The sequence below is a fragment of the Hyphomonadaceae bacterium ML37 genome, assembly GCA_027627685.1.
GTDB lineage: Bacteria > Pseudomonadota > Alphaproteobacteria > Caulobacterales > Maricaulaceae > Oceanicaulis.
Genome location: CP091241.1, coordinates 2,248,184 through 2,264,653 on the forward strand (window position 1 = coordinate 2,248,184; position 16,470 = coordinate 2,264,653).

The 16,470-nt window shown below is 66.6% G+C and carries 16 protein-coding genes; 8 read left to right on the forward strand and 8 right to left on the reverse strand.

All coding sequences use genetic code 11. From position 1 onward, the window contains the following. Positions 1-9: 9 nt before the first annotated feature. Positions 10-1,776 (forward strand): gamma-glutamyltransferase, encoded by a 1,767-nt coding sequence (gene ggt / locus L2D01_11105; GenBank protein WBQ09443.1) that lies wholly within the window; start codon positions 10-12, stop codon positions 1,774-1,776. A 10-nt stretch (positions 1,777-1,786) separates the two neighbouring features. Here ggt and map read toward each other — a convergent pair whose 3' ends face one another. From map to sfsA, 4 genes are all read right to left on the reverse strand, one after another. Further along, positions 1,787-2,527 carry a type I methionyl aminopeptidase gene (map, locus tag L2D01_11110; GenBank protein WBQ11638.1) on the reverse strand — a complete coding sequence of 247 codons (741 nt, stop codon included), beginning with the start codon at positions 2,525-2,527 and terminating at the stop codon, positions 1,787-1,789. Positions 2,528-2,698: 171 nt separating this feature from the next. After that, positions 2,699-4,285, reverse strand: coding sequence for a M28 family metallopeptidase (locus tag L2D01_11115; GenBank protein ID WBQ09444.1), 1,587 nt, complete (start codon positions 4,283-4,285; stop codon positions 2,699-2,701). A 58-nt stretch (positions 4,286-4,343) separates the two neighbouring features. After that, complete coding sequence (locus L2D01_11120) at positions 4,344-4,820, reverse strand: acyl-CoA thioesterase (protein ID WBQ09445.1); 477 nt, start codon at positions 4,818-4,820, stop codon at positions 4,344-4,346. After that, the gene (sfsA, locus tag L2D01_11125; GenBank protein ID WBQ09446.1) at positions 4,817-5,485 is read right to left on the reverse strand and encodes a DNA/RNA nuclease SfsA; all 669 of its coding nucleotides are present in this window, start codon (positions 5,483-5,485) and stop codon (positions 4,817-4,819) included. Before sfsA ends, L2D01_11120 begins: the two co-directional genes overlap by 4 nt. Positions 5,486-5,586: 101 nt before the next feature. Here sfsA and L2D01_11130 point away from each other — a divergent pair, with 101 nt between their 5' ends. From L2D01_11130 to L2D01_11140, 3 genes are all read left to right on the forward strand, one after another. Beyond that, positions 5,587-6,321 (forward strand): molybdopterin-binding protein, encoded by a 735-nt coding sequence (locus tag L2D01_11130; protein WBQ09447.1) that lies wholly within the window; start codon positions 5,587-5,589, stop codon positions 6,319-6,321. A 95-nt stretch (positions 6,322-6,416) separates the two neighbouring features. Then, a complete protein-coding gene (locus tag L2D01_11135) occupies positions 6,417-7,046 on the forward strand; it encodes an ATP-dependent Clp protease proteolytic subunit (protein WBQ09448.1) in 630 nt (209 codons plus the stop codon). Positions 7,047-7,065: 19 nt separating this feature from the next. Next, a complete protein-coding gene (locus L2D01_11140) occupies positions 7,066-7,614 on the forward strand; it encodes a DUF4287 domain-containing protein (protein ID WBQ09449.1) in 549 nt (182 codons plus the stop codon). 10 nt (positions 7,615-7,624) lie between these two features. Here the strand turns inward: L2D01_11140 and purD are convergent, their stop codons facing one another. Continuing rightward, a complete protein-coding gene (purD, locus tag L2D01_11145) occupies positions 7,625-8,920 on the reverse strand; it encodes a phosphoribosylamine--glycine ligase (GenBank protein ID WBQ09450.1) in 1,296 nt (431 codons plus the stop codon). A gap of 204 nt (positions 8,921-9,124) precedes the next feature. Here purD and L2D01_11150 point away from each other — a divergent pair, with 204 nt between their 5' ends. The 3 genes from L2D01_11150 to xseA all read left to right on the forward strand — a co-directional run bounded on the left by L2D01_11150 (position 9,125) and on the right by xseA (position 11,433). After that, positions 9,125-9,427 carry a hypothetical protein gene (locus L2D01_11150; protein WBQ09451.1) on the forward strand — a complete coding sequence of 101 codons (303 nt, stop codon included), beginning with the start codon at positions 9,125-9,127 and terminating at the stop codon, positions 9,425-9,427. Beyond that, positions 9,414-9,878 (forward strand): hypothetical protein, encoded by a 465-nt coding sequence (locus L2D01_11155; protein ID WBQ09452.1) that lies wholly within the window; start codon positions 9,414-9,416, stop codon positions 9,876-9,878. The genes L2D01_11150 and L2D01_11155 overlap by 14 nt, the downstream gene beginning before the upstream one ends. 106 nt (positions 9,879-9,984) lie before the next feature. Then, positions 9,985-11,433, forward strand: a complete 1,449-nt coding sequence (gene xseA / locus L2D01_11160) for an exodeoxyribonuclease VII large subunit (GenBank protein WBQ09453.1) — start codon at positions 9,985-9,987, stop codon at positions 11,431-11,433. Position 11,434: 1 nt separating this feature from the next. Here xseA and L2D01_11165 read toward each other — a convergent pair whose 3' ends face one another. After that, positions 11,435-12,982, reverse strand: a complete 1,548-nt coding sequence (locus L2D01_11165) for a methylmalonyl-CoA carboxyltransferase (GenBank protein ID WBQ09454.1) — start codon at positions 12,980-12,982, stop codon at positions 11,435-11,437. A gap of 36 nt (positions 12,983-13,018) precedes the next feature. On the opposite strand from L2D01_11165, the gene tgt reads away from it, so the two are divergent. After that, the gene (gene tgt / locus L2D01_11170) at positions 13,019-14,140 is read left to right on the forward strand and encodes a tRNA guanosine(34) transglycosylase Tgt (GenBank protein WBQ09455.1); all 1,122 of its coding nucleotides are present in this window, start codon (positions 13,019-13,021) and stop codon (positions 14,138-14,140) included. Positions 14,141-14,143: 3 nt separating this feature from the next. Here tgt and L2D01_11175 read toward each other — a convergent pair whose 3' ends face one another. Then, positions 14,144-15,052, reverse strand: coding sequence for a LysR family transcriptional regulator (locus tag L2D01_11175; protein WBQ09456.1), 909 nt, complete (start codon positions 15,050-15,052; stop codon positions 14,144-14,146). Between the two features lie 86 nt (positions 15,053-15,138). Further along, a complete protein-coding gene (locus L2D01_11180) occupies positions 15,139-16,389 on the reverse strand; it encodes a beta-lactamase family protein (GenBank protein WBQ09457.1) in 1,251 nt (416 codons plus the stop codon). Positions 16,390-16,470: the final 81 nt, after the last annotated feature.

The following is a 16,470-nucleotide window of genomic DNA, read 5'->3' on the forward strand; positions in this document are numbered from 1 at the left end:
GTAATCGCCATGATCCGCATGATCGCCGCAGGGGCCGCCGCCATGAGTTTTTCCATCTTTGGCGATACGGCGAGCGCCCAGACATTCTATCCCGGCGAGCGCGTGACGGGCGATCACTTCGCCGGACGCTCGCCGGTGATCGCCCGAAACGGCATGGCCGCCACAGCCCAGCCGCTGGCGACGCAAGTGGCGCTGGATATTCTCAAGGCCGGCGGCAGCGCAGTGGACGCCGCCATCGCCGCGAACGCGGCGCTGGGCCTCATGGAGCCGGTAGGCAACGGGATTGGCGGGGATTTGTTCGCCATCGTCTGGGACCCCGAAACCGGCGAGGTGCACGGGCTGAACGCCGCCGGGCGTTCGCCCATGTCGCTCAGCTACGAGACGGTGGTGGAGCGCGCGGGCGAAACGGGCGCCATTCCGCCGCTGGGCGCCATGGCGGTGTCTGTCCCCGGCGCCGTCGATGGCTGGTTCACCCTGCATGAGCGTTTCGGGCGCCTGCCCATGAGCGAGGTGCTGGCCCCGGCCATTTCGTATGCCGAAGACGGCTTCCCGGTCTCCAAAACCATCGCCCATTACTGGGCGCGCAATATGCGCATCCTGGAACAACGCCACGCCAATGGGCAGATCGAGGAGCTGGCGAACGCGCGCGCCACCTATTACACCGAAGGCGGCGCCGCTCCCGTGGAGGGCGAAATCTTCCGCAATCGCGATCTTGCCCGCACCTACCGCATGCTCGCCGAGGGCGGGCGCGACGCGTACTACGAGGGCGAGATTGCGCAGACGATCGACGCCTATATGCGCCGGATTGGCGGCTGGTTAAGCGCGGACGATCTGGCGGCGCACGGGTCTGAATGGGTCGAGCCGCTGAGCGTGAATTACCGCGGCTATGATGTGTGGGAATTGCCGCCCCAGGGTCAGGGGATAGCCGCGCTGCAGATGCTGAACATTCTGGAGGATTACGACCTGGCGTCCATGGGCTTCATGAGCGCGGACGCCCTGCATGTGATGATCGAGGCCAAACGCCTGGCGTTCGAGGACCGGGCGCGCTTCTACGCCGATCCTGCCTTCATGGACATCGATGCGCGCGCCCTGCTCACCGACGACTACGCCGATGCGCGCCGCGCCCTGATCTCCATGGACCGGGCTATGGACACCGTCGCGCATGGCGATCCGGCGATTCTGGAGACCGCCGACACCACTTATCTGACCGTGGCCGATTCCAGCGGCATGATGGTGTCGCTGATCCAGTCGAATTTCCGCGGCATGGGCTCGGGCCTGGTGCCCGACGGGCTGGGATTCATGCTGCAGAACCGGGGCGAGCTGTTCAGCCTCGATCCCGATCACCCCAACGCCTACGCGCCGGGCAAGCTGCCCTTCCACACCATCATCCCGGCCATGGTGACACGCGACGGCCAAGGCGTGATGAGCTTTGGCGTCATGGGCGGCTCCATGCAGCCCCAGGGCCACGTGCAGATCCTGGTCAACATGATCGATTTCGGCCTGAACGTGCAGGAGGCGGGCGACACGGCGCGCTGGCGCCATGACGGCTCCAGCTCCGAGGTTGGCCGGATCGGCGACGAGGCCGGCCTGGGCGAGGTCTTCGTCGAGCGCGGCGTGCCGGATGATGTGCGCGCAGCGTTGGCGGCGCGCGGCCATGTCATACGCGACGGCGACCGGTCATTCGGCGGCTATCAGGCGATCTGGCGCGATCCGCGCACCGGCGTCCTGCACGGCGCCAGCGAAATGCGCACGGACGGCGCGGCTCAGGGGTATTGAGGCTCGCGGCCTACCGCCAGGGCGGGCAGTCGAGACCGGCGGGCGAGCGGGTGAAAATCTCCACCCCGTCCGCCGTCACGCCCACCGTGTGCTCAAACTGGGCCGACAGGGATTTGTCCCGCGTGACCGCCGTCCAGCCGTCCGACAGTACCTTCACGCCCGGCTTGCCGGCGTTGAGCATGGGCTCCACGGTGAAGAACATGCCCTCTTCCAGCACCGGGCCGTAACCGGCTTCGCCGAAGTGCAGCACGTTCGGCGCATCGTGGAACAGGCGTCCGATGCCATGGCCGCAGAAATCGCGCACGACCGAACAGCGCTGGCTTTCGGCGAAGGACTGGATCGCCCAGCCGATATCGCCAAAGGTGGCGCCGGGCCGGATCATGGCGATGCCGCGCATCATGGCCTCATAGGTCACTTCCACCAGGCGCTCGGCCTTGCGGCGCACATTGCCCACCGGGAACATCCGGCTGGTGTCGCCATGCCAGCCGTCAACGATGCAGGTGACATCGATATTGACGATGTCGCCGTCTTTGAGCGGCTTCTCATTGGGAATGCCGTGGCAGACCACATGATTGATCGAGGTGCAGCTGGACTTGGTATAGCCCTTGTAGAACAGGGTCGCCGGCCTGGCGCCGTGCTGCAGGAAGTACTCGCGCACCAGATCATCCAGCACCTGTGTGGTCACGCCGGGGCGCACATGGTCCACCAGCATGTCCAGCGCCGACGCGGCCAGCCGGCCAGCCTGGCGCATGCCTTCGAAATCAGCCGGCGCATGCCGTTTGATCTGACCGTCGCGCCGCGGTGCGGCGTCCAGGTCCAGGTCCAGATCGATATCCAGTCCGCCGTCGTTCACGCGTTCAAGCTCCACTTTGTGTGGCGCTGATATACTCAAAAGCGAGGGCTGAGGGAACCTGCAGCCGTGCTACTCGCCTGCGAAGAAGCTGTCCTCGTTCCAGCGCGGGGCCTCCGGCGCGTTGGCGATGGCCTGGATGATCGCCAGATTGATGTTGGCGAATTTGGCGCCCTGGTCGAAGCGCAACGGTTGGCTGAGATCGTCGCCGGGCTGATGATAATTGCCGCCCAGGAATCCGAGGAAGCCGCGTCCCTCATCATCGGCTTCGTCAGGGCTGGAGAAGCCCGTCATCAGGAAGAGCGAGGGCACGCCGGCGCGCACGAAGTGATAATGGTCCGATCGTACGAACAGGGATTGCTCCGGAATCGGGTCGGGCGACAGGCGGACATTGCGGCTCTCCGCTGCGGCCGTCGCCACCGGGCCGAGCGTGGAGTGTTCGGCGCCAAACGCGATCATGTCGTTGAATTCATAGAGAATGACCGGCATGTCCAGATTGACGTTTGCCGCCATTCGGCCCATGGCCGGGGTCGGGTTGGACGCGATGTGCGCGGCGCCCAAGAGACCCTTTTCCTCAGCGGCCAGCGCGATGAACACAACTGGTCGCGCCGGGCGCGGTCCGGCGGCCAGCGCGCGCGCCGTCTCCAGCATCACCGAAATGCCCGATGCATTGTCCAGCGCGCCGTTGCAGATGGAATCCTCCTCCATCGGGCGGCAAATACCCGTGTGGTCCAGGTGCGCGGTGACGATTACCGCCTCATTGGCCAACGCTGGGTCGCTGCCCGGCAGCACGCCCACCACATTGTCATCATGAATGGTTTCACGCGCCGTACCCTGGGACATCGCCACGGCGACATTGAGATCAAAGCCGGTCAGCGCCTCGCCGTTACGGGCTGCCGCCACCATCGTTTCGAAATCCTGCGGAGCGCGGTCAAACAACTGTGCCGCGGTCTCGTCGGAAACGGACGCAATAACGCGAATCTGCTCCGGCGCTGCGGCTGCTGCGGTGGTCATGGAGGGCCGGCCCGCCATGGGCGCCATTCGGCGGAAAGACCAGCGGGTCAGGCCTTCAGCCGGAATCACGATGAGCCCTACCGCCCCTGCCTGCGCGGCGAATTCCGCCTTGGTGCGCGGATTGTTGAGGTGGGCGGCCACGTCGGACGGCAGGCCTGTCGGCGTTCCGGCCAGAACCACCGCGATACGGCCCTCCAGATCCAGCCCGTCATAGGCATTCAGGCCCAGGCCCGGCGCCACAAGGCCGTAGCCGGCGAACACCGCCCCGGCTTCCACCGCGCTGCGGTCATGAACAGGATGGGCCCCGACGATGAAATCGTCACCCGGCGCCATGGCGACGCCATCAACGCGCATTTCAGCGTGCTCGGGCAGCGGCGTCAGGGTCTGCAGCGGCACGGCGGCACGAAAGCCCTCGAGCCCGCCCGGCTCCAGCCCGATCAGGCGGAATTGCGCCTCGACATAATTGGTCGCCAGCGCATAGCCGCGCGTCCCGGCCTCGCGGCCTTCCATTTGGTCATCGGCCAGAAAGCGGATGTGCGCCTCAATGGCGCCGGGGGAAACTTCGAGCGCAGGACGGGCCGCCTCCTGGCTGACCGAACAAGCCGAGACCGCCAAAACGGCGGCGCAGATCAATACGTTACGCACGGAACACCCCTCCCGAATGCACTAATTTCGGCGCACTATAGGCAGGCGTACGCCAGTCTCAACGTGTCAAATGCGTCATGAACGCCTCGACGGCGGCGGCGAGCGGAGGCGCGGGAGGCGCATAATGCGCGGCAAACGGCCCTGTCATGCGCGCCGGTCGGCCGGTGGATAGCTGGAAACACACCAGCCTGGTCACCGCCCGGAACACGGTCTCGCCGCCATCGGCGCGGCGAAACTGATACCAGCGTTCGGCCCGCAAACGCCCGTCTGACCGCGCGATCCAGACCGCGCAATCGAGCGCCTCACCTGCCCGGATATGGCCGAGATAATCAGCTTCGGTGCGCAGAATCGCCATGCCGCGATCGGCATCGAGGCAGTCCTGACGCGTCAGCCCGTCCGCCTCCCAGTGCGCCCACGCGGTCTCGTCCGCCCAGCGCAGATAGGCCGCATTATTGGCGTGGCCGAAAATGTCGATGTCATCGGCCTGCGCGGTGACGCGATGGATGAAAGGCGAAGGCAGGTCCCAGCCGGTCATAGCATCATCTCGATCGCGCGCGTCACGGTGATCGTTTCCAGCGTGATCTCACAGGCGTAGGCCAGCACTTCCACGCCATCACTGTGCGCGGCTTTCAGCGCCGCGGCGTAGGCCGGATCAATATCGGCGGCGGGCATCAGGCGATTACAATCCTCGCGCTGGATGATGAAGAGCTGCACCGCCCGCTCTCCCTTGCGCGCCAGGGACGCCAGCTCGGTCAGGTGTTTGGCGCCGCGCGTGGTGACGCTGTCAGGGAACTCCGCCAGTCCCGGCTGGCGCATCAGATGGACGTTCTTCACCTCGACCCAGGTGCGCGGCCAGGCCTCGCCGGTCAGCAGAAAGTCCAGCCGCGACGCCTCCCCCGCCGCCGCCTCGCGCTTGATCGTCTCATAGCCCGCCAGCTCTTCAATCACGCCGGAGCGGATCGCTTCTTCAGCCAGAGCGTTGGGCGTATTGGTGTTGATGCCCACCAGCGTGCCGTCGGCCTCGACGATTTCCAGCGTCCAGGCGAGCTTGCGCGCCGGGCTGTCATGGTGCGACAGCCAGCAGCGCGCCCCGCGCGCCGCAAGCCCCGTCATGGCGCCGGGATTGGGGCAGTGGACGACGGTCAGGCCATGACCGGAAATCTCCACGTCCGCCAGGAAGCGCTTATAACGGCGGAGCAATCGGGCTTCAGTCAGGGGCGGCAATTGCATGAGCGGCTCTGGCGCAGCGGGATAGCCGGACCATAATGTCACCGGGGTTTCCGGCAAGTGAGGATGGTGTCATGAAGGCCGATGTCAGCGCAGCGGTCCTGTTGATCGGGGACGAGATTCTGTCTGGACGCACCCAGGACGCCAACCTGAAGCAGATCGCCGAGTTTTTGCAGCCGCTGGGCGTGCCGGTCAAGGAAGCGCGGGTGGTGGCGGACGATCAGGATGCGATCATAGCGGCGGTGCGTGCCCTGTCAGCGGCGTATGATTATGTTTTCACCACAGGGGGGATAGGACCCACCCATGATGACATCACCGCCGACGCCATGGCCGTCGCCTTCGGGCGCACCATCGATGTGCGTGAGGATGCCCGCAAAATCCTAGAGCACTGGTATGCGCGCTCCGGGACGCAGATCACCGACGCCCGCCTGCGCATGGCGCGAATCCCTGTGGGCGCAAGCCTGATCAACAATCCGGTGACCGGCGCGCCGGGCTTTCAGATCGAGAATGTATTCGTCATGGCGGGCGTCCCGAAGATCACCCGCGGCATGCTGGAGGATGTGGCGCACCGGATTGAGGGCGGGCCGGTCACTCATACGGTGTCGGTGCGCCTGGAAGACGTGCGCGAGGGGGATATCGCGCAGGCGCTGGGAGCGCTGGCCGGGGAGCATCCGGAAGTCTCCTTCGGCTCCTATCCCTGGTTCGAGGATGATGGCGGAACCTTGCGCCGCGGCGTGGTGCTGGTGGCGCGCGGCCGCGACCAGGCCTTCCTGGATTACCTGCAAGGCCAGCTGGAAGCGCTGGGCTGACGCCTTGCCCGACCGGTACGTGCAGCCTAGGCTTTCCATCAATGTTCTTGGCGCCCGGCAGCGGGTGCGCACTCCTGATATGACGAGGATTGGCCATGGCCTACGCGTTCGATGACCGCCTGATTCGCAATGATGACGAAGATGAGGACGAGCGCGAGGACAAGAACGCGCCCCAGACCGGGGATTATGTCGGCAAGGCGCTGTTTGAAAGCCGCACCATCCTGATCACCGGCGGCATCAACGACAAGGTGGCGCGCGCCGTGTGCGCCCAGCTGTTCGCCCTGGCGGCCAAGAGCGATGATCCCATCCTGATGGTGATCTCCTCGCCCGGCGGCCATGTGGAATCGGGCGACATGATCCACGACACCATGAAGTTCGTGAAACCGCGCGTGATCGTGCTGGGTACGGGCTGGGTGGCGAGCGCGGGCGCGCTGATCTTCGTGGCGGCCGACAAAGAGGACCGCTACTGCCTGCCCAACACGCGCTTCCTCCTGCACCAACCCTCGGGCGGCGCCGGAGGACCGGCCAGCGATATCGAGATCCAGGTGCGCGAGATGCGCATGATGCGCGACCGCCTCAACCAGATCTTCGCCGACGCCACGGGCCAGCCCCTGTCACGCATCCAGGAAGACACTGACCGCGATTTCTGGCTGACCGCCAAGGGCGCAGTGGAGTACGGCCTGTGCAGCAAGGTCGTCTCGCGCCAGGACGAGATCAAGCGGTAGACGGGGGAGCGCCGGCGCCATGACCGCAAAGCCCGATCCGCTGGACTCGATGAAGGCCAACTTGCTGAAAAACACCGGCAAGTCGGCCGATGAATGGGCCGCTTTGGTGCGAGCCAGCGGGCTTGAGAAGCATGGCGAACAGATGGCGCTGCTCAAGGGAACCCATGGCCTCGGCCATGGCTACGCGAACCTGATCTGCCACACGGCCAAGGGCACGCTGGACGCCCCGCAGGACGACATGCTGTCGGGCCAGTACGCCGGCAAGGAAGCGTTGCGGCCCGCCTATGACGCGCTGGAGGCGTACGCGAAATCGCTTGGCGATGACGTTGAGATTTCAATCAAGAAGACCAGCACCGCCTTCCGCCGGTCGAAGAATTTCGCGGTCGTCACGCCCGCCTCGAAAACGCGCATCCATGTGGGCCTGAACCTGAAAGGTGCGGCGCCGACTGACCGTCTGATCGCCGAAAAGCCGGGCGCGATGTGCACCCACAAGGTCCAAGTCGAAACCGCCGCCGATCTCGACGCCGAGCTCAAGGCCTGGATGAAGTCGGCCTACGAGCTGGCGTGATCCCTTTGATTTAGATGGACTTTCCCAACGCCCGCCAGGCGATGTCGCGGCGGCAAACGCCCTGCGGCCAGTCGATGAGATCGACCGCCTGATAGGCGCGTGACACGGCCTGTTCCAGCGTGTCGCCCGCAGCGGTGATCGTCAGAACGCGCCCGCCCGCCGCGATCCAGTCGCCCTCTTCGTTGACCCCGGTTCCGGCGTGAAACACTGTCACGCCCTCCACCGCGCCGGCGGCTTTAAGCCCCTTGATCACCGAGCCTTTTTCGTAAGACCCCGGATAACCCTGGCTCGCCAGCACCACGCAGGCCGCCGGGCGCGATGCGTTGAGCTGCGGCAGGAGCCGGGCGAAATCGCGTGCGGGCATGCCCCCCGTGGCGCAGGCCAGCAGGGCCGGGACGATGTCATCGGCCAGGCTCATCATCAGCACCTGACACTCGGGATCGCCAAAACGCACATTGAATTCAACGACTTTCGGCCCCTCCGGCGTGATCATGAGGCCGATATACAAGACGCCCTGATAAGGGAAACCGGCCTGCGCCATGGCATCAATGATTGGCGCGGCGATGGTTTCGTCCACCTCTTTGAGGAGCTCCGGCGTCATCACCGGGGCGGGGGCGTACGCGCCCATGCCGCCCGTGTTCGGGCCCTCATCGCCGTCCAGAAGCCGCTTGTGATCCTGGCAGGCGGGCAGGGTCAGACGGTTCACGCCATCGGTGAGGACAAACACGCTCGCCTCCTCGCCCTGCATGAATTCCTCGAGGACAAGCCCGGCGCCCGCGCCGCCGAATTTGCCGGACAACATCGCCTGCGCTTCGTGGATAGCGGTGTCGACATCCGGCGCAATGACCACGCCCTTGCCCGCCGCCAGACCGTCCGCCTTGATGACATAAGGCGGGCTGAGGGAGTCAAAAAACCCGCGTGCGGAGACAAGATCGGTCACTTTTTGGTACATCGCGGTCGGCACGCCGAGACGGGCCATGAAATCCTTGGCGAAACCCTTGGAGGATTCCAGCTTCGCACCCTCGGCGCCCGGACCGAACACATCAAATCCGCGCGCGCGCAGACCGTCGGCGAGCCCGCCGGCCAACGGCGCCTCGGGCCCGATCACGATGAGGTCCGGCTCCAGCTGCAGCGCCAGATCGTGCAGCCCCTGCACATCGTCGGCGGCCACATCGAAGCACGGGCCGATCTGGTCCATGGCCGGGCTGCCCGGCGCGCACCAGATCACCTCCACGAGGGGGCTCTGGCTGATCTTCCAGGCCAGCGCATGCTCGCGCCCGCCCGACCCGATGATGAGGATGTTCATGAGGCGCACTCCGACGGCGTTTCAACGCCGACGTGATAGGGCGCGCACCCGCCCGTGTCGACCAGCGCGCGCGGGTGGTTTCATCCTCGAAAGGCCCTGAGGCCGCCCGCCGCAACGAGACTGGACGATCAGAACCGCTTGTCATCACCGCTCCAAATCCATACACTTGACGGCGTGTACAGGCTTGCACGCAAGTGATCCAAAATGAATGCAGATGGCAATATAGAGCGCATCCGGCAGGTGGTCAGCGAAGCGCTGAACCGCGACTTTCTGCGTGTGAATGTTGTTGATTTCAAATTTGAACGCGACACCGATCACGATGACGACGAGATTCTGCGCATCACCGTGATCTTTGACGGCCGCGCCCGCGACATCGACCCGCACCAACTCTCCGGAACAGTTCGCCATGTGCGGCCGCGTTTGATGGAGATCGGGGAAAAAGCCTTCCCGGTATTCTCATTCGTCTCCCGGGGCGATGCAGGCAGACTGATACGTGAAACCGCTTGATCTCCTGTCGACCGCTGAGGGCCTTGTGCAGTCCGGAAACAGGAAGCCGCGCCAGTCAGATTTGTTGAGGGCGGTGAGTACAATTTATTACGCCGTCTTTCACACGCTGGCCCGCCAAAACGCGGACTTGCTCATCGGCGCCACAAGAGCGGCGTGGAACGGGAACGCCTGGAAACAGACCTATCGCGCACTGGATCACGGAGTTTGCAAAAAAAATTGTATGAACAGCGCGATTTCGGCCTTCCCGAGAGATATCCAGGACTTTGCAAATTTCTTCGTCACCATGCAGAAAAAGCGGCACTCAGCCGACTACGACCCCACTTACAGGACATACAAATCGGAAGTGCTGCTCGACCTGGCACAGGCGCACCAGACCATTACAGACTTTGAAAATGCGCCCATTCGGGACCGGCGCGCGTTCGCAGCATTTGTGCTTTTCAAACACAGATAACAGTGGCGAGCCGAGCCTTCCAGTGGGACGACCTCCCCAGGCCACCCCATTTCACCCCTCCCCCCTCTGCCGCTAGGCTGGGCGCTCAGCGCCAGTGAGTCGCCCCATGACCGAACCTGCCTCCAACGTCCATGAATACTCCGTCTCCGAGCTCGCCCGGTCGCTCAAGCGGACGGTGGAGGAGACGTATGGGCATGTGCGGGTGCGGGGTGAGCTGGGGCGGGTGATCATCGCCAAGTCCGGCCATGTCTATCTGGACATGAAGGATGAGAGCGCGGTCATTGATGCCGTGATGTGGAAGGGCATCGCCTCCACCCTCAATTTCCGGCCCGAGGAGGGGCTGGAGGTGATTGTGGAGGGGCGGCTGTCCACCTTCCCGGGCCGGTCGAAATACCAGCTGATCATCGAGCGCATGGAGCCGGCGGGCGCGGGCGCACTGATGGCGCTCCTGGAAGCGCGCAAGGCGGCGCTGGCAGCCGAGGGCCTGTTCGCGCCCGAGCGCAAGCGCCCCATTCCCTTCCTGCCGCGAGTGATCGGCGTGGTCACCTCGCCGACGGGCGCGGTGATCCGGGACATTCTGCACCGGCTGGATGACCGCTTCCCGGTCCATGTCCTGCTCTGGCCGGTGCTGGTGCAGGGCGAGCAGGCCGCTGGCCAGATCGCCGCGGCCATTGAAGGCTTCAACGCGCTGGAGCCCGGCGGGCGCGTGCCTGTGCCGGACGTGCTGATCGTGGCGCGCGGCGGCGGGTCAGTGGAAGATCTCTGGGCGTTCAATGAGGAAATCGTGGTGCGCGCGGCCGCCACCTCGCGCATTCCGCTGATCTCGGCGGTGGGTCACGAGACCGATACGACCCTCATCGACTTCGCCTCGGACCGGCGCGCGCCGACACCCACGGGCGCGGCCGAGATCGCCGTGCCGGTGCGCCGCGAACTGGCCGAGCGCACCAGCGCCCTGGGCGCCCGCCTCACCCGCGCCCTCACCCGGCTCGTGGACCGCAAGGGCGCAGATTTGCGCTCGGCGGCGCGCGCTTTGCCGCGCCCCGATACCCTGCTGGGCGAGGCGCGCCAGCGGCTGGATTATGCGTCAGGCCGCCTCGACAGCGCGGCGCGCCTGCGCCTTGAACGGGTGCGCGGACGGCTCGATGGCCTCGCCGGACGGCTCAGGCCCGCAGCGCTGACGCGCGATATTTCGGACAAGCATCAGCGCCTCACCCGCCTCGCGATGCGGCTGAAGCCTGCGCAAGCGCGCGCCCTCACCGACCGCAAGCGCACGCTGGACGGGCTCGCCGCCCGGCTCAATTCAGTGTCGCATGAAGGCGTACTGGCGCGCGGCTTTGCGCTGGTCACCGACGCGAACGGAAAGCTGGTGCGCGCGGCATCCGCGCTGACCGATGGCGACGCGGTGACGCTGGAGTTCCAGGACGCCAAACGCGGCGCGGTGATCGGCGGGGGCGGCGCGGCGGCGGCGCCCGCTCCGGCGCCAGCCACCCCCGCCCCGCGCAAGGCGAAGCCGAAACCCAAACCGCCTGCGCCGGGTCAGGGCGATCTGTTCTAGGTCACGGCCTGTAGCGCGTTTGCGGCGCGTCGCGCGTGCGCAGCGGCGCGGCGATGCCGGCGAACTCCGTCAGGACGGCGCGGGTCTCGGCCGGGTCGATAATCTCCTCAATCCAGAAGCGCTCGGCAGTGCGGAAGGGCGAGGCGAGCTCGCGCATGCGGCGGGACAGATCAGCCTTCATGGCGGCGGGGTCATCCGATTGCTCCAGCGCCGCCTTGAACGCGGCCTCCACCCCGCCTTCCAGCGGCAGCGAGCCCCAATCGCCCGACGGCCAGGCATAGCGGTAGCGGAAGCGGGTATGGTCCATCATGGCGGCGCCCGCGACGCCGAACGCCTTGCGGATCAGGATGGTGCACCAGGGCACGCTGGCCTGATAGATGGCGCTGAGCGCCCGCGCGCCGTGGCGGATGGTCCCTGCCCGTTCGGCCCTCGTGCCGATGACGAAGCCGGGTATGTCCACAAAGTGCACCACGGGCAGGCGGAAGGTTTCGGCCAGGTCGACAAAGCGCGTGACTTTCTGGGCGGCCTCTGCCGTCCAGCCGCCGCCATAGACATTGGGATTGCTGGCCAGCACCGCCACCGGCCAGCCATCGAGCCGGGCGAGCGCGGTGATCACGCTGGACCCGAAATGGCGGCCCATTTCGAACACGCTTGAGCCGTCGCACACGGATTTCAGGATGGCGCGCATGTCATAGCCATAGCGCTTGTCGCGCGGGATGATGGCGCGCAGGGCCGGATCGGCGCGGGCGGGGTCGTCATTGACCGCGCCGCGCGGCGCGGCCTCTCCGGCGCGGTCGGGCAGATAGGACAGGAACCAGCGCGCGGCTTCCATGGCGTCGGCCTCGCTGGCATAGGCGTCGTCCGCGGCGCCGGCGGCAAGCTGGATATCGGCGCCGCCCAGCTCCTCCTTGGTGACCGTTTCGCCGATTCCGGCCACAACGGGCGGGCCGGCGATGAACATCTGGGACTGGCCCTTCACCATCACGCAGTAATGGCTTGAGACGGCGCGTGCGGCGCCGAGCCCTGCGACGGGGCCGAGCGCCAGCGACACCACCGGCACGCGTTCGAGATTGGCTGTCACCTGATCCCAGCCCGGATTGAACGGCACATAGCTCGCGCCCATGTCGAGGATCGATTTCACCGACCCGCCCCCGCCCGTGCCCTCGATCAGGCGGATCAGCGGCAGGCCCAGCTCGCCGGCCATGGTTTCAGCCTGGATCTGTTTTTCGATGATGGCCGCATCGGCCGCGCCGCCGCGCACGGTGAAGTCGTCGGCCACCACGGCCACGGTGCGCCCTCCGATCTGGCCGCGCCCGAAGATGCAATTGGCCGGGGTGAAGCCGGCCAGGGCGCCATCCTCTCCCGTCTGCGCCGTCCCGGTGATGGAGCCGATCTCGCGGAAGCTGCCCGCATCGAGCAACAGATCGAGGCGTTCGCGCACATTCAGCCGGCCCGCCGCGCGCTGGCGCGCCAGCTTGTCCGGGCCGCCCATGGCGCGCGCCAGCGCCTGACGCTTGCGCAGCTCGCTGATTTCGTCTTCCCAGCTCATTGGGCTATGTCTCCGCCGCTTTATGATCGGATGCTCATGACCAGTTTCCCCTTCAAACTCCACGCCGTCGATGGCGGCGCGCGCACCGGGGTGTTGAAAACTCCGCGCGGCGATATCCGCACGCCCGCCTTCATGCCCGTGGGCACCGCCGCCACGGTGAAGGCGCTGTACCCAGACCAGGTGCGCGGCGCGGGCGCCGACATCATTCTGGGCAATACCTATCACCTGATGCTGCGGCCCGGCGCGGAGCGGGTGAAGCGCCTGGGGGGCTTGCACGCCTTCATGCGCTGGGACGGGCCGATCCTGACCGATTCCGGCGGTTTTCAGGTCTGGTCGCTGTCGGGCCTGCGCAAGCTGGTGGAGGAAGGGGTCACGTTCAAAAGCCATATTGACGGGTCATCGCATCACCTGACGCCGGAACGCTCCATCGAGATCCAGGCCGATCTGCTGGGGGCCGACATTTCCATGCAGCTCGATGAATGCACGCCATTCCCTTGCGAGCGCGATGCCGCAGCGCGGTCCATGGAGCTGTCGCTGCGCTGGGCCCAGCGATCGCGCGACGCCTTTGGCGAGCGCAAGACCCAGGCGATTTTCGGCATTGTGCAGGGCTCGACCTATGACGATCTGCGCCGCGACAGCGCCGAAGGGCTCAAGCGCATCGGTTTTGACGGCTACGCCGTGGGCGGGCTCGCCGTCGGCGAAGGCTTCGAGATGATGTGCCGCGTGCTGGACGCCACCACGCTCTTCCTGCCCTCGGACCGGCCACGCTATTTGATGGGCGTAGGCAAGCCGGTGGACCTCGTTGAAGCCGTGGCGCGCGGGATCGACATGTTCGACTGCGTGCTGCCCACGCGTTCAGGCCGCCACGGTCAGGCCTGGAGCGATAACGGCCCGGTCAATCTGAAAAACGCCCGCTTCGCCGAAGACCCCCGCCCGCTGGACGAGGCATCAGACTGCCCGGCCAGCAAGGATTATTCGCGCGCCTATCTGCATCACCTCGTCAAAGCGAACGAGTATCTGGGGTCCATGCTCCTGTCCTGGCACAACACCGCGTATTTCCAGTCGCTGACCGCACGCATGCGCGACGCCATCGAGGAACACCGCTTCGATGCGTTCCGGCGTGAGTTCCATGCCAGGCTGGCGCAGGATTTCGACTAGGGTTTATTCCGCTTCGCGCGGGCATAGACCGCCCTTGAACCAGTCGGCCAGGTGATCGACGAACAGGCGCACGCGGTGGGCGAGATAGCGGTTGGACGGGTACACCGCCCACAGATCGCGCCCCTCGGGCGTCCAGTCGCCCATCACGGCATTCACCGTGCCCGCATCAATCGCCTCGCGCGCCGCCCATTCGGGCGTGCAGGCGAGCCCCGCCCCGGCGGCGGCCGCGCTGACCGCCGCCTTGGCGCCGTTGAGGGAGAAGCGGCCCGCCACCTTCACCTCGGCCGGCTCATTGTCGCGGTGGAAGCGCCAGAGCATGGGCGCGGGCCGGTTGCGGTCGATGATGCAGTCATGGCGCGCCAGATCGGACGGGTGGGACGGCGCGCCGGCGCCGGCCAGATAGGCCGGGCTCGCCACCAGCACCATGAGCGCATGCGCGAGGCGGCGCGCGATCAGGGATGAATCGTTCAGGTGGCCGATGCGCACGGCCAGATCATAGCCCTCGTCCACCAGATCGACCATGCGGTCGGTCATGTCGAGACGCACCTCCACCGCCGGCCAGCGATCCATGAAGGCGGTGACGGGCTCGACCAGCCTCTGAGCGCCGAAATCGACCGGGGCGGACACGCGCAACACGCCGACCGCCGCCGCATGCTCATGGGCCAGGCCTGATTCCAGCTCCTCGTATTCCTTCAGCCAGGGCCGCACCCGGTCCAGCAGGGCTCGGCCCGCATCGGTCAGGCGCACCGAGCGGGTGGTCCGCTCGAGCAAGCGCGCCTGCATGCGCTCTTCCAGGGCGGAGATCTGTTTGGACGCCGCGCCCGGCGTCAGGCCCAGCCGTTCGGCGGCGCGGGTGAAGCTTTCCAGCTCCGCCACGGCGGAGAACAGGCGCAGGGCGTCGATGCGATCCATAAGGGGTCCGTGGGTCTCCAGGCAACAAGGCCGCCGGTCTTATCCGCCGGGCCCCACTCTGTCACGCGAATTGACTGCACGTTGGGTCAGAGGCGGGCGTCATCATGGGCGGCCAGCCAGTCCAGCGCGAGGGTGAACAGGGCTGTCTCTCCCGCTGTCAGCCCACTGACCGGATCATAGGGTTTGGGTTCGTCCGGGTCCTCACCCGTGACGAAGTAGGCGATGGAGGCGTTGAGCTCCGGCACGAACCAGGCGCCGCCATACAGACCCCACGCTTGCCCCGGATGGCCGATGGCGGTCAGGTCCGGGCGGCCGGGAACCTGTCCCGGCTCAAGCAGCTGGGGACCGCTGGCCCAGGCGCGCAGGCCCGGTCCGGCATCGCCGCGCCAGACCGGATCGGCCAGCGCCTCACCCGGCCCGCCGGGTGAGAAAGCCTCCGCGAGCAGCGCCAGCTCGATCACATTGGCGCGCAGGCCGCCCTGGGGCGACATCAGCGAGCCGTTCTCGCCGGGCTGATAGTCCTCCAGCACATGGCCGGGCTGAACCAGCACCACCGGCCCGTCGCCCGCCAGCATGGAGGCGCTGTCGATCTGCACCCGCCAGGCGCCGTCGGTCCAGCGGTGCAGCGCGCCGCCCCTGTCGCGCGCGCTGCGCTCCACGCCCGACCAGTTGAAGCCGGCGCCGGGAATGCCCGCCGGGATAAGCGCATGGCGCCGGGCCAGCCGGTCGAAGCGCTCCCCGCTGGCGTCCTCCAGCACGCTGGCGGCCAGGGCGTAGCCGAGATTGGAATAGGTGAAGGCCGCGCCCGGCGCATGGTCGCACCAGGCGGCCTCATCATTGAAGAGGGCGTAGAAATCCTCGCCCAGATCGGCCCAGTAGCGCGCGGGATCGCAGACGCCGGACGTGTGCGACAATAGCTGGCGCAGGGTGATCGGCGCGTCAGGCGCCAGCGGGTGGCGCGGCGCGCGGCTCAGAACCGACCGGATCGGGGCGTCCAGATCGATATCGCCCGCAGCTTCCAGCGCGCCGGCGGTCAGGGCGACGGCCAGTTTCGAGATCGAGGCGGCGCGCACGGGCGTTTGCGCCTCCAACGCCCTGACCGGGGCCTGACCGGCTGCGTCGAACGCCGCCGCGCCCGCCGCCGACGCCCACAGAATCTCGCCTTCGCGCACGATGGCGATCGCCGCGCCCGGCGCGCGCGAGCCGTCGGTTTCCAGCTGGGATTCAAGCCTCGCCTGCCAGAAATCGGTTGCCGGTTCGGCCTCCATCGCGCAGGACGCGAGCACAAGGCACGCTGCAACCCATCCGGCCGCACGCCAGCGGCCTGGCCGCGCCACGCGCGCCCATCCTGTGGGTAACGCATTAAAATTGCGGCGAATTTGTCCGGTCATCTGGTTCAAGTCACCTGACCTGCCTGG

Coding starts and splice junctions, on each gene's coding strand:
- L2D01_11165 (WBQ09454.1), bottom strand. CDS start 12,982: ATGAGCTGGGAAGACGAAATCAGCGAGCTGCGCAAGCGTCAGGCGCTG.
- purD (WBQ09450.1), bottom strand. CDS start 8,920: ATGAACATCCTCATCATCGGGTCGGGCGGGCGCGAGCATGCGCTGGCC.
- xseA (WBQ09453.1), top strand. CDS start 9,985: ATGACCGAACCTGCCTCCAACGTCCATGAATACTCCGTCTCCGAGCTC.
- L2D01_11130 (WBQ09447.1), top strand. CDS start 5,587: ATGAAGGCCGATGTCAGCGCAGCGGTCCTGTTGATCGGGGACGAGATT.
- tgt (WBQ09455.1), top strand. CDS start 13,019: ATGACCAGTTTCCCCTTCAAACTCCACGCCGTCGATGGCGGCGCGCGC.
- map (WBQ11638.1), bottom strand. CDS start 2,527: ATGCGCCAGGCTGGCCGGCTGGCCGCGTCGGCGCTGGACATGCTGGTG.
- ggt (WBQ09443.1), top strand. CDS start 10: ATGATCCGCATGATCGCCGCAGGGGCCGCCGCCATGAGTTTTTCCATC.
- L2D01_11150 (WBQ09451.1), top strand. CDS start 9,125: ATGAATGCAGATGGCAATATAGAGCGCATCCGGCAGGTGGTCAGCGAA.
- L2D01_11135 (WBQ09448.1), top strand. CDS start 6,417: ATGGCCTACGCGTTCGATGACCGCCTGATTCGCAATGATGACGAAGAT.
- L2D01_11140 (WBQ09449.1), top strand. CDS start 7,066: ATGACCGCAAAGCCCGATCCGCTGGACTCGATGAAGGCCAACTTGCTG.
- L2D01_11120 (WBQ09445.1), bottom strand. CDS start 4,820: ATGACCGGCTGGGACCTGCCTTCGCCTTTCATCCATCGCGTCACCGCG.
- L2D01_11175 (WBQ09456.1), bottom strand. CDS start 15,052: ATGGATCGCATCGACGCCCTGCGCCTGTTCTCCGCCGTGGCGGAGCTG.